Below are 12,067 nucleotides of genomic sequence, written 5' to 3'. Positions count from 1 at the left end.
ACCATGAGCCAGACCCCCTGCGTGACCCGCGACGGGCTGCGATTTTTCGGACGCGTCAGCGCATCCGTGTCCCATGAGATCAAGAACGTGTTCGCCGTCATCAACGAGGCGGCCGGTCTGATCGAGGATTTCACGCTCATGGCCGAGCGCGGTATGCCCATCCGGCCGGAGCGGCTGAAGAGCGCGGCCAATTCCATTCAGGGACAGATACGGCGCGGCGATGCCATTGTCCGGAACATGAATGCGTTCGCGCACTCCACGGATGAAGACGTTCGTGAACTCGACCTGGTCGAGGGCCTGAGCCTGGCCGTGGCCCTGACCTCCCGTTTTGCCGATATGCGGCAGATCAAGCTGTCCATGGGCGACTGCAAGCCCGTGTCCATGGCTGTGTGCCCCTTTGATCTGACGCGGCTGCTGCACTCCTCCTTCGCGGCGGCCTTTGATTCCATGAAACCGGGCGACTCGCTGATTGTCACCGTCTCGTCCGTCGAGGGCGGCGCATCGTTCTCCCTTTTCGTGCCCGGAAAGGATGCGCCGCTGAGGAATGACGAACCGTTCGCCGACCTGGCCCGCGCCATGGGCGTTCGCGTCGAAGTGAACGAAAGGACCGGGGCCAGCGAATTGCGGCTTGCTGCCGCGGGCGCTCCCGCGTAAGACAACTTCATACCTGATCGGAGAAGAAAGAAATGGCAGAAAAAGTGCTGCTTATCGATGATGAAGTGGAATTCCTCGAAGCTCTGTCCGAGCGGATGGAGATCCGGGGCATGGATGTGACCACGGCCGACAACGCCGACAACGCCGTCAACGCGATCAAGTCGGGCGACTACGACGCCATCGTGTTGGACCTTCAGATGCCGGATATGAATGGGATCGAGATGCTCAAGGTCATCAAGAAGGGCAATCCGGACATGCAGGTCATCCTGCTCACCGGCCAGGCCACTCTTGAGGCGGGCATTCAAGCCATGAAGCTTGGCGCCATGGACTTCATGGAGAAGCCCGCGGATATCGACGCCCTGACCGACAAGATCAAGAAGGCGCAGGCCAAGAAGATGGTCATTGTGGAAAAGAAGACCGAGAAAAAGGTCAACGAGATTCTCAAGTCCAAGGGGTGGTAGCCTCTCGGGCGGACGGCGAAAAAAAGGCTGCCGGGATTATCCCGGCAGCCTTTTCGTTTGTCGAGGGGCGGGCGGTCAGTCGCCCAGCACCAAGGTCATGGAGTGCCAGGCCGCTCCGCCGTGGGTGGAGCTGGACAGCCCGTCGTCAGCGAAGCCGAAGCGGGCGTAGTAGGGGATGAGCGGCTCCTTGCAGAGCAGCTTGATCGCGGCCTTGCCCAAGTCCCGGGCATGTTCGATGAAGTTGGTCAGGAGCTTTCCGGCGATGCCGCGCTTCTGGAAGCTGGGGAGCACGGAAAGCGAAAAGATAACCATGTTGCGGCCATCCGGATCGTGTCCGATGAGCTGCTTGAATTCCTCGTCCGTGATGTCGTCCTTGTCGGTGGAACCGGCATTCACCTGGCCGACCACGCGGCCTTCCCATTCGGCCACCAGAAAACCTTCCGGGTAGATCTCGATACGGTTGCGCAGGCTGCTGGCCCAGGCGGCTTCGGCGGGCGGGAAGCAGTTGGCCTCAATGGTGTGGCAGGCGGGCAGGTCGTCCATGTCCGCGTGGCGGATGGTCAGGGCTTTCAGCATCAATCCAGCTCCACGCCCTCAAGGGCGGTTTCGAGTTCTTCCCAAGTCTCATAGGCGATTTCAAGATCCGACTCAAGAGCTTCCAGACGTTGTTGGTCCTGGGCCATCATTTCACCGGAATTCTTGTAGTAACCGGCCGAGGACATACGCTCCTGCAATTCGCCGAGTTCGGTTTCCAGCCTCTCGATGAGGGCGGGCATTTCCTTGAGCTTGTCCCGCTTTTTCCCGAGCTCGAACTTTTCCTTGTAGCTCAGTTTCCGCTTGGCCGCCTTTGGCTTTTCCTCGGGCTCAGCCTTGCAGGTGGCCGGAGCCGGGGCCGAAACCGTCCGGGGCCGTTGGCGGAGCCAGTCGTCATATCCGCCCACATACTCCGCGACCAGGCCGTTGCCCTCGAAACCGATGGTCGATGTGACCACGTTGTTCAGGAATTCCCGGTCATGGCTGACCAGCAGCAGGGTGCCGGTATAGTCCATGAGCAGCTCTTCCAGGAGGTCCAGCGTCTCGGCGTCCAGGTCGTTGGTGGGTTCGTCCATGACAAGGACGTTGAAGGGCCGGGTGAACAACCGGGCCAGGAGCAGCCGGTTGCGCTCCCCGCCGGAGAGCACGCCCACCGGAACCTTGGACCGGTCCGGGGTGAACAGGAAATTCTTGAGATGGGTCATGACGTGGACGCGGTTGCCGTTGATGTCCACGAAGTCGTTACCTTCGGCCACGTTGTAGCGGGCCGAGCGGGACTCGTCGAGCTGTTCCCGGAGCTGGTCGAAGTAGCTGACCTGGAGATTTACTCCGTGGCGGATCGAGCCGGATTGCGGTTTCAGCTCACCGAGAAGGATTTTGAGCAGGGTGGTCTTGCCCGCGCCGTTCGGCCCGATGAAGCCGACTTTGTCGCCGCGCATGATCGTGGCGGAGAAATTCGAGATGAGCGGCGTGTCGTCGTAACCGAAGCACAGGTCCTTGGCCTCGATGACGAGCTTGCCGGTGCGTTCAGCGTCCTGGACGATCATCTTGACCGAGCCCACGCGCTCCCGCCGGGCCTTGCGCTCCTCGCGCATCTTCAGCAGGTCCCGCACCCGGCCCATGTTCCTGGTGCGGCGGGCCTTGATACCCTGCCTGATCCAGGTTTCCTCTTCGGCCAGCTTGCGGTCGAAGTTGTGGTTCTGCTTGGCCTCGGCCGCCAGGGCGTCATCCTTGCGTTGCAGATAGGTTTCGTAGTCGCAGTCCCAACTGGTCAGCCGTCCTCGGTCGAGCTCCACTATACGGGTGGCCAGCCTGCGCAGGAAGGCGCGGTCGTGGGTCACGAAGAGCAGGGCCGCATTTCGCCGCAGGAGGAAATCTTCCAGCCATGCGATGGAGTCGATGTCCAGGTGGTTGGTGGGCTCGTCCAGGATGAGCAGGTCCGGGTTGGAGACCAGGGCGCGGGCCAGGAGCACGCGGCGTTTGGTTCCGCCGGACAGGGAGGCGAACAGCTCGTCCCCGTCGAGCTTGAGGTGGGAAAGCGCCGCTTCGATGGTTTGGTGATGCGGCCATCCCCCGGCGTCTTCCAGGGCGTGCTGGGCGCGCTCCAGGCTGTCCACCAGGGTTTGATCCGGTTCCGGCGCTTCGGCCAGGGCGCGGGCGGCGTCGTGGTAGGCGGCCAGATGCGCGCCGACATCGCCGAGCCCCAGGGCTGTGATGTCGTAGACCGTGCCCGCCAGTTCCTGTGGCACTTCCTGGGGAAGCATGGCTACACGGGAGCCGCGCGCGTAGTCGATCGAGCCGGAATCCGGCGGAGTCACGCCTTCGATGATGGACAGGAGGGTGGACTTGCCTTCGCCGTTGCGTCCGCGCAGGCAGACGCGTTCACCGGGCTCGATCTGCATGGACACCTTGTCCAGCAGCACCGTCCCCGTGAAATTGATGGAAATATCTCGTAAACTGACCAGGGCCATGATGTCGCTCAAAGAAAAAAGGGGCTGCCGGACAGCCCCTGTGAGAAAGTTGCCTTCGTTACTTGCAGGCGTCCTGAAACGCCTGGTGCCGTTCGCCGTAGGGCGGGTGCTTGAAAAACGCCGAGCCGGATACGAGGACGTCCACGCCGGCCTGGGTCAGTTCGCGCGCATTTTCCAGGGTCACGCCGCCGTCGATCTGGATCAGGGTGTCTGCCCCGGCCTCGTCGATCAGGGCCTTGAGGTCGCGAACCTTGTCCAGGCAGAAGGGGATGAACTTTTGGCCGCCGAAGCCCGGGTTCACGGACATCAGCAGGACCATGTGGAGTTGCGGCAGCAGATAGCGGATGCTTTCGGGCGGAGTGTGCGGATTGAGGGCCACGGCGGGTTTGGCCCCGGTCTCGGCGATCTGGGCGCAGACCCGTTCCAGGTGGGTGCACGCCTCCGCGTGGACGCATATCAGGTCGGCCCCGGCGTCGGCGAAGTCGCCGATGTACCGGCCAGGGTCGTTTATCATCAGGTGGCAGTCGAAGAAGAGGTTCGACTTGGCGCGCATGGCCTTGATGATCGGCGGACCGAAGGTGATGTTGGGCACGAACATGCCGTCCATGACGTCCAGGTGGACCCATTCGAGGCCGGCTGCTTCCAGGGCTTTCAGTTCGGTTTCCATGTTGGCGAAATCCGACGAGAGCATGGAGGGGGAAAGAATCATTCGCGTCACTCCGCTTGGTGTTTTTGCTGGCAAAGGTGTACCCGCTCGCGGGCGGGACCGCAAGGGTTTCCGAGGGGCGGTCAGGGTTGCTCGGCGATCAGCCGTTCAGCCGTGTAGCCGAGCAGTCCGCCGAGGACCAGGGCGAAGCCGAGGACCTGGAGCACGCCGAGCGCGTTCCCCGGATGGAGCAGGATGCCGAGCGGCAGGGAGGTGAGTATGGCGATGAACATGCCGGTGGCCCAGCTTTCGAGAGGCATACGGGCGTAGGCGATGATGATGCCCAGTCCCAGCCAGTGGAGCAGCACGGCCGCCACGGCCTGCCAGTCGGAGTCCAGGAAGACCATGGGGATGGCGTTCAGGATGCCTGCGGCCAGCCCGAGGAGCAATATCTTGTACAACTTGTGCATGGCCCCTCCGGTTTCTCTTATTTGTCCATCTTGAAATCGACTTTGATCTTGAACAGCTTGTCCGCCGGAAGGTTGAGCACTTTAATGCCCGTGGCCTCGGTGATGGAATCGAGGATGGCCTCGACCGCATCCATGTCCGGCGCGATCAGCGCGAACCAGACATTGAATTCGTTCTCGCGGAGGTAGTTGTGCGTCACCCCGTCGTGCTTGTTCACCTCGGCCACGAAAAGGTCGAGCTTTTCCTCGGGCACGCTCGCCGCGCACAGGGTGGACTGCCAGCCCAGCGCCTTGGAGGTGAAGTTCGCCCCCATGCGCCGAATCAGGCCGGATTGCTTCATGGCCCGGACGCGTTCAAGCACCTCGGCCTCGGTTAGGCCCACTTGATTGCCTACTTCCTCGTAAGGACGTGAGGCGAGCGGGAAATGGGACTGGATGATGTCGAGTATCTGCTTGTCGTATGCGTCCATAGGGTATGCCTTCGGTGGCCAGAGGGGAAACTTTTGAAAAAGTTTTTCCCCCGGACTCCCTTTCAAAACAATTTATCGCGCCTTCGGCGGGGTGCGTCCGGCCGCGTTCGATTCTCTTTCAAAAAATGGCTTCAGGTCAAGCTGTCCGGTCTGACTTCCCATCCCGTCTTCCGCGAAGCGATATAAAAAGTTTGGGAAAAGGGAGGGATGGGGGTCCGGGGGAAGGGAGGGAAAGACCCTTTCCAAAGGGTTTTTCCCTCCCTTCCCCCGGCCGCCGGAGGCGCGGCTACGCCTTCGGCTTTTTCTTCGGGGTGTAGGAGCACAGGGGCTCCTCTTTCAGGTAGTGGCCCTTCATGGTCTGGGCGCGGGCGCGGCAGCCGCCGCAAACCCTTTCGTACTCGCAATGGCCGCACTTGCCGTCGTAAACTTCGGGATTGCGCAGGTTGAGGAACTGCGGGGAGCTCTTCCAGATTTCCGGGAAGGGGATTTCGCGGACGTTGCCGCAGTCCAGTTCCAGGTAGCCGCAGGGCTGGACCTGTCCCCGGTGGGAGATGAAGCAGAAGCCTACGCCGCCGAGGCAGCCGCGCGAGACTGCGTCCAGGCCGAAGTTCTCGAAGTTGACGGGGATGCCGTCTTCCTTGGCGCGCTGGCGCAGGATGCGGTGATAGTGGGGCGCGCAGGTGGCCTTGAGTTGCATGTCCGTGGTCTTGCGGAAGTCGTAGAACCAGTTGAGTACGTCCTCGTACTCCTCGGCGGAGATGATCTCGGTGCCGAGTTCCACGGCCCGGCCGGTGGGCACGAGCAGGAAGATATGCCAGGCGGACGCGCCGATCCGTTCGCAGAGCTGGAAGATGTCCTTGAACAGATGGAGGTTGTTCTTGGTCACCGTGGTGTTGATCTGGAACTCGATACCCGCGTCCTTGAGATACTGGATGCCGCGCATGGAGGCGTCGAAGGCCCCGACCTCGCCCCGGAACTCGTCGTGCTGGACGGCTTCGGGAGCGTCTATGGAGATGGAGCAGCGTTCGATGCCCGCCGCCTTCATCTTCTGCGCGGTCTCGGGGGTGATGAGCGTGCCGTTGGGGGCCATGACGCAACGCAGCCCTTTGCCCTTGGCGTAGGCGATCAGCTCGTACACGTCGGCCCGCATCATGGGCTCGCCGCCGGTGAAGATGATGATGGGGGAGCCCACGTCCGGGAAGGTGTCGATGAGCGCCTTGGCTTCGTCGGTGGACAGTTCGCCCTCGTAGGGCTCGGGGTGCGCCTCGGCCCGGCAGTGCTTGCAGGCGAGGTTGCAGGACCGGGTCACTTCCCAGGCGATCAGGCGGCAGATGGGAGTGACGCCGTCGTCGAGAAACTTCTTGGGCGCGTGTTCCGCGCCGGGATGCATCTTGCCGTGGGGATGCCCGCCGGGATGGCCCTCGGGCGGACAGCCCGTCATGGAGCCGGGATGGCCTTTGGGATGTTCGCTCATATTATTTCAATACCTTGAGTACGTCTTCGGTGAAGTAGGTGATGATCATGTCCGCTCCGGCGCGTTTGAAGGCGACCAGGGATTCCATGACCACGGCCTTTTCGTCGATCCACCCGTTGAGGGCGGCGGCCTTGATCTGCGAGTATTCGCCGCTGACCTGGTAAACAGCCACCGGCGTGTCGAAATTGTCGCGCACCTGCCGGACGATATCGAGGTAGGGCAGGCCCGGCTTGACCATGAGGATGTCCGCGCCTTCCTCGAAATCGGCCACGGCTTCACGCATGGCCTCGCGTCCGTTGGGCGGGTCCATCTGGTAGGTCTTGCGGTCGCCGAACTGCGGCGCGGACTCGGCGGCGTCGCGGAAGGGACCGTAGAAGGCGGAGGCGTATTTGACCGCGTAGGACATGATCGGGACGTTGACCAGCCCTTCTTCGTCCAGGGCGGCGCGGATGGCGGCCACGCGGCCGTCCATCATGTCCGAGGGCGCGATCATGTCGGCTCCGGCCTTGGCCTGGGCGACTGCGGCCCGGGCGAGGAGATTGAGGGTCGGATCGTTCTGGACGTATTCGTTTTTCACCAACCCGCAGTGGCCGTGGGAGGTGTATTCGCACAGGCAGGTGTCGGCGATGACGATGAGCTCGGGCCAGCGGTTCTTGAGAAGCCGGATGGCCTGCTGGACGATGCCGTTGTCGTCGTATGCGCCGGAGCCGGTTTCGTCCTTTTGGGCCGGGATGCCGAAGAGGATGCACGCCTTGAGGCCGAGGGCCACGGCGGAAGCCACCTGTTTTTCCAGTTCCTTGAGGGAGAGCTGGTACTGGCCGGGCATGGAGGCGATTTCCTTGCGGAAGGATTCGTCTTCGGTTTCGACCACGAAATAGGGCATGATGAGGTCGTTGGCGGTGACCGTGTTTTCGCGGACCATCTCGCGCAGGGCGAGGGAGGTCCTCAGGCGGCGGCCGCGGTGGAAATCAGCAGGTATCATAATTACTCCGGACAAGCGTTTTCAAATTGAATTTGAAGATTTCTATACGCTTTTTCAGCGGGCTCGCAAACTTGTGCAAAGAGCGGACGCCGCAGGACTGCAAGGCGGTTTGCGGCAAAAAATCAGGAAGGGCGGCCGGGGAAACCTCTTTTGAGGAGGTCCCCAGGCCGCCCTGGACGTCGTGTTGTTACAGCTTTTCGCCGGTGATTTCTTCGTCGGTGAGGTAGCAGGCGGGGTCCTGGGCCCAGAAGTCGCCATAGTAGGCTTCGGCGCGGGCGCGGAAGTTGCCGCCGCAGATGTTCAGGAACCGGCAGCCTGCGCAACGTCCGCCGACATGCGGGCGCTTGTCCTTGAGTTTTTGGAGCAGCTCGATCTTCGGATCGGTCCAGATCTCGGAGAAGGGGCGTTCCAGGACGTTGCCGAAAGTGAGGTGGCGCATGAACTGGTCGGCGTGGACCTTGCCGTCCCACGAGATGCAGCCGATGCCGCGTCCGGAAGAGTTGCCTTCGTTCCACTTGAGCAGTTCGAGCACTTCCTTGGCGCGTTCAGGGTCTTCCTTGAGCAGGCGGTAGTAAACCAGGGGACCGTCGGCGTGGTTGTCAACGGTAAGGACTTCCTTGGGCAGTCCCTTGTCGAACAGGGCGCGGGTGCGGTCCATGATGAGGTTGACCACGTCACGGGTTTCCTGGTGGTTCAGGTCCTCGTTGATAAGCTCGGAACCACGGCCGGAATAGACCAGGTGGTAGAAACAGATGCGCGGAATGTCCATCTGCTCGATGAGGTCGAACAGGTGGGGAATCTCCACGGCGTTGCGCTTGTTGATGGTGAAGCGGAGGCCGACCTTGAGACCCTCGGCCTTACAGTTCTCGACGCCCTTGAGGGCCTGTTTGTAGGCACCCCGGACGCCGCGGAACTTGTCGTGGACCTCCTCGTTGCCGTCGATGGAGATGCCCACGTAGGACAGGCCGACTTCCTTGAGCTCACGGGCCTTGGACTTGGTGATGAGCGTGCCGTTGGTGGAAATCACCGCGCGCATCCCCTTGGACGTGGCGTACTTGGCCAGGTCCACCAGGTCCTCGCGGACCAGGGGCTCGCCGCCGGAGAACAGCATGACCGGCGCGCCGAACTGGGCCAGATCGTCGATCATGACTTTGGCCTGATCCGTGGAAATGGGATCCTTGTGGCCGCTCGGGTCTATGGCTTGGGCGTAACAGTGGACACACTTGAGGTTGCACCGCTGGGTCATGTTCCAGACCACGACGGGCTTCTTGTCCTTGGAAAATTGAAGCAAATGGGACGGCAGCTGCCCGGATTCGCGGTTGTAACGCAGGGCGTCGGATGCTTCAACGGCGCCGCAGTACAATTTGGAAATGCCTATCATTAATATACCTCTCAGGTGAAATGAAGGTCTCTCAGGTAGCACACAAAATGCGCGGTGTAAAAGACGAAAAAAGAGGCCGGGATTGGCCCCTCGTTTCAATCGGCAAGTCGATGGTAATAACTGTTGCTAGAAAGTCAAGAAAACAATGCGCGGCTAATCGGCCAGCCGAATTTCAACCCTTCGGTTTCGTTGCTGATCCTCTGGAGTCGCGCCGGAGGTCAGCGGGCGGGATTTGCCGAATCCCACAGCTTCGATGCGGTTCGGGTCTACATGCCACTTGTTCACCAGGTACGCCTTGACGGCTTCGGCCCGTTTTCGGGAGAGTGTCAGGTTGTACTGGACCGAGCCCGCGGCGTCGGTGTGCCCGCCCACCATGATCTTGCGCCCCGCGTAGCCGGGCGATGCCAGCGTTTCACCCAGGGCGTCGAGCACGGCGTTGGACTCCGGCTTGACCGTGGCCTTGTCGAAGTCGAACTGGATGTTCAGGTCCAGGCCCGTCACTTCGGGCCGGGGCGTGCCGTCGTCGGCGGTTTCTGACTTCGCTCCGGGGGCGGCCTGTCCCGCATCGGGGCGGACCGCCGTGCCGGTCGCCGGGGACTGCTCGGACGGAAGGTCTTCTCCCTGCGCGCCTTGGGCGGAGCCGGGCATGAGGCCGTTTTTGACCTCATCGGGAGTGGAGGCGTAGCGGTAATTCGCGTTCGGATCGGGCAGCCAGGCCTTGAGCGGTATGGCCATGTCCTTGGCGATGGAGCGGATCATCATGTTGAACGGGCTGTCGCTCATGCGGGTTTCATGTACGAAATAGATATAGTCGTCCGGGTTTTTCTGCTCGATGCGCGCGGATTGGAGCATGGTCCAGAGCAGGTCGCCGCTTCCCGCCGCGTAGACGTCCACCTGGAGGGTCACGGCGGAGTCGTCGAGGGTGGTTCCGTCGTAAAAATAGGGGACCTTGCCGATGACAAGCAGGTCCGCTCCGCGTCGACGGGCCGTCTCAAGGGCCGAGGAGAGCCCCTGGTAGCCATAGCCGGAAGCAAGCTCCATGGTTGAGAACAGCCGTTCCTCTGTCCAGACATTGAAGAATATTTGGGAGAAGGACGCGGACAGGGCCGCGTGGTCCGAGTTCTCCTGCTGAATGACGAAGGGATGGAAGTAGGCGGTCAGCGGCGTGTACTGCTTGCCCCTGGGGTGAACGGAGACCTGGAGCGCCGATTTCCTGACAGGCGCGTCCGTGTATATCTTGGTCTGGTCGGTCAGGGACAAGTCCACGTGGGAGCACGCGGCGACAATCAGCAACATGCTGAAAAGAAGTATTTTTTTCATATCATTCACCGGCTGATGGTTGAAACCGCCCGGTACGTCCCGCCGGAATTGCGACGGAGCCGGAATCCTCGGCGAGATCAAAGCAATATGTATGCCGGTGAATCTATTGGAGGGTCTGGGTGGGCGAGGGGGCGGATTCGATGGATTCCAGGAGCTGCTCGCGCGATTCCTGGAGCCCCTGCCGGAGGAGGAGCTTTTTGCCGGTGGAGAGCTTTCGGAACTCGGGCCGGTCGGCCAGTTCCGAAAGCCGCTCCATCTCGACGATAATGCTGCGGATGAGCTTGTGGATGTCGCGTTCCCGGGGATTGAGCTGGGAAGCGAGCAGGGCCAGGTCGCGTATTTCGATGGCCAGGCGTTTGAAGTTGCGCGGATCGGTCTGGCGCGCCAGTTTGCGGTGGGCCTTGTAGGTCTCGATTCTGCGCTTGAACCATCCGATCATAAACTTTCCTTATACGGTCGCCATCTGCCCCTGGAGCATGAGCAGGGCCATGATCATGCCCAGCAGAAGAGGCAGCAAAAGGACCGGGATGATCTTGCTGTAGCCGGTCTTGTGGATGTGCTTGAGACCGATGGCGGTGAGAGCCAGTCCCCACACGGCGTAGAGAAACATCCAGCCCGCCATGAATTCCACGGTGAACATGGGGATGATGCCGGTCATCATGGGGGCGTAGGCGTAGGCCACGGCCCTGAATGAGCCCTCGAATCCCTTGCCGCCCACCTTGAGCAGGCTGAGAATGACATGGTAGAAGCCGGAGATGGCGAACAGGGACAGGGCCACGAAAGCCGGGGTGAGCAGGAGCTCGAACAGCCCGTTGGTGGCGTCGTAGGGCACGGCCTGGAATCCCTGGCCGGAAACGTCCACGCCGGGCGTCAGACCGACCACGCCCCAGGCGTACTGGGCCACGGTCTGGATCATGGAGACCAGGATGGCGAAGGTCAGGGGCTTGGACAGCCCGTTGCCAACGGGCATGACCGAGAAGAACAGGCGCGGCGAGAGCAGGACCAGCTTGAGGGTCAGGAAGAGGCCGTGGAAAAATCCGTAGCGGTCCAACTGCTCGAAAGGCGGCGGAACCTGCATGGACATTTCGTCCTCATCCTCGTTCATGAATTCTTCCTGCATGGGGTCCGGGAAGTCCGCATTGAACTCTCCGGTCCAGCCGGGCACGGGTTCCTGATCCTGCTCCTGGCGGTGCTCCTCCGCGCCGTAGCGGTGTTCAGCGTGGGGCTCGTCCTGCACGGAGCGGCCCTTGTCGGGCGGCGTCATGGTGTGCAGCCGTTGCCACAGGGCGTCATTGGAGTCGTCGTCCGGGTCGGGCAGGTTGGGGAAGGCTTTTTCCCGCTCCTTGTCGGCGCGTATCTCGGGCCGTGTCGGAGGCTCATGGCGGGGGGGGCTGTAGGTCTCGGGGGCCGGTTCGGCCTGCGGCTCGGGAGTGGAAGTCTCGCTGACCGCCGATTCGGGGGCGGCGGGCGGTTGGGGGGCGGAGGCAGGTTCCGGGCGAGCGGCCGGCTCGGCTTCCTCCAGGAGAAACTCCTCTTCCGGCAGGTCGCGGAATTTGAACTTGGTCTGGCATTTGGGACAGGTCGCCACCTGGGATCGGGCGGGAATCCTGTTCTCGTCCACCTCGCGGGTGAACCTGCATTCGGGACATGTTATCTGCATTGTCGTTCCTTGAAGGACATGTATTTCACGATGTACGGTCTATACACT

Annotated in this window: 13 protein-coding genes; 2 read left to right on the top strand and 11 right to left on the bottom strand. The window is 61.8% G+C overall.

Annotated features, from left to right (window positions below):
• Positions 1-3 precede the first annotated feature (3 nt).
• Positions 4-654: a sensor histidine kinase gene (locus PSN43_RS08385; RefSeq protein WP_272700279.1), complete on the top strand. Its 651-nt coding sequence runs from the start codon at positions 4-6 to the stop codon at positions 652-654.
• A 32-nt stretch (positions 655-686) separates the two neighbouring features.
• The gene (locus tag PSN43_RS08380; RefSeq protein WP_272700278.1) at positions 687-1,115 is read left to right on the top strand and encodes a response regulator; all 429 of its coding nucleotides are present in this window, start codon (positions 687-689) and stop codon (positions 1,113-1,115) included.
• Between the two features lie 75 nt (positions 1,116-1,190).
• Here PSN43_RS08380 and PSN43_RS08375 read toward each other — a convergent pair whose 3' ends face one another.
• The 11 genes from PSN43_RS08375 to PSN43_RS08325 form a co-directional block, all read right to left on the bottom strand.
• Positions 1,191-1,691, bottom strand: a complete 501-nt coding sequence (locus PSN43_RS08375) for a GNAT family N-acetyltransferase (protein WP_272700277.1) — start codon at positions 1,689-1,691, stop codon at positions 1,191-1,193.
• Entirely contained in the window at positions 1,691-3,619 is a 1,929-nt protein-coding gene (locus PSN43_RS08370; RefSeq protein ID WP_272700434.1) for an ATP-binding cassette domain-containing protein, read from the bottom strand. The genes PSN43_RS08375 and PSN43_RS08370 overlap by 1 nt, the downstream gene beginning before the upstream one ends.
• A 58-nt stretch (positions 3,620-3,677) precedes the next feature.
• Complete coding sequence (gene rpe, locus PSN43_RS08365; protein WP_272700276.1) at positions 3,678-4,328, bottom strand: ribulose-phosphate 3-epimerase; 651 nt, start codon at positions 4,326-4,328, stop codon at positions 3,678-3,680.
• An 80-nt stretch (positions 4,329-4,408) separates the two neighbouring features.
• Positions 4,409-4,735 (bottom strand): hypothetical protein, encoded by a 327-nt coding sequence (locus tag PSN43_RS08360; protein ID WP_272700275.1) that lies wholly within the window; start codon positions 4,733-4,735, stop codon positions 4,409-4,411.
• Between the two features lie 17 nt (positions 4,736-4,752).
• Positions 4,753-5,202, bottom strand: coding sequence for a siroheme decarboxylase subunit alpha (ahbA, locus tag PSN43_RS08355; RefSeq protein WP_272700274.1), 450 nt, complete (start codon positions 5,200-5,202; stop codon positions 4,753-4,755).
• Between the two features lie 286 nt (positions 5,203-5,488).
• Positions 5,489-6,676 carry a heme b synthase gene (gene ahbD / locus PSN43_RS08350; RefSeq protein WP_272700273.1) on the bottom strand — a complete coding sequence of 396 codons (1,188 nt, stop codon included), beginning with the start codon at positions 6,674-6,676 and terminating at the stop codon, positions 5,489-5,491.
• A 1-nt stretch (position 6,677) separates the two neighbouring features.
• A complete protein-coding gene (gene hemB, locus PSN43_RS08345; RefSeq protein ID WP_272700272.1) occupies positions 6,678-7,658 on the bottom strand; it encodes a porphobilinogen synthase in 981 nt (326 codons plus the stop codon).
• Between the two features lie 187 nt (positions 7,659-7,845).
• Positions 7,846-9,039 (bottom strand): 12,18-didecarboxysiroheme deacetylase, encoded by a 1,194-nt coding sequence (ahbC, locus tag PSN43_RS08340; RefSeq protein ID WP_272700271.1) that lies wholly within the window; start codon positions 9,037-9,039, stop codon positions 7,846-7,848.
• Positions 9,040-9,192: 153 nt separating this feature from the next.
• A complete protein-coding gene (locus PSN43_RS08335) occupies positions 9,193-10,359 on the bottom strand; it encodes an OmpA family protein (RefSeq protein ID WP_272700270.1) in 1,167 nt (388 codons plus the stop codon).
• Positions 10,360-10,462: 103 nt separating this feature from the next.
• The gene (locus tag PSN43_RS08330) at positions 10,463-10,798 is read right to left on the bottom strand and encodes a hypothetical protein (RefSeq protein WP_272700269.1); all 336 of its coding nucleotides are present in this window, start codon (positions 10,796-10,798) and stop codon (positions 10,463-10,465) included.
• Positions 10,799-10,807: 9 nt separating this feature from the next.
• Positions 10,808-12,019, bottom strand: coding sequence for a YIP1 family protein (locus PSN43_RS08325; RefSeq protein ID WP_272700268.1), 1,212 nt, complete (start codon positions 12,017-12,019; stop codon positions 10,808-10,810).
• Positions 12,020-12,067 lie beyond the last annotated feature (48 nt).

The sequence above is a fragment of the Desulfovibrio sp. Fe33 genome, from assembly GCF_028532725.1.
Classification (GTDB): Bacteria; Desulfobacterota; Desulfovibrionia; order Desulfovibrionales; family Desulfovibrionaceae; genus Pseudodesulfovibrio.
The sequence above is the reverse complement of the archived record's forward strand: the minus strand, read 5'-3'. Positions and strand labels throughout refer to the sequence as shown.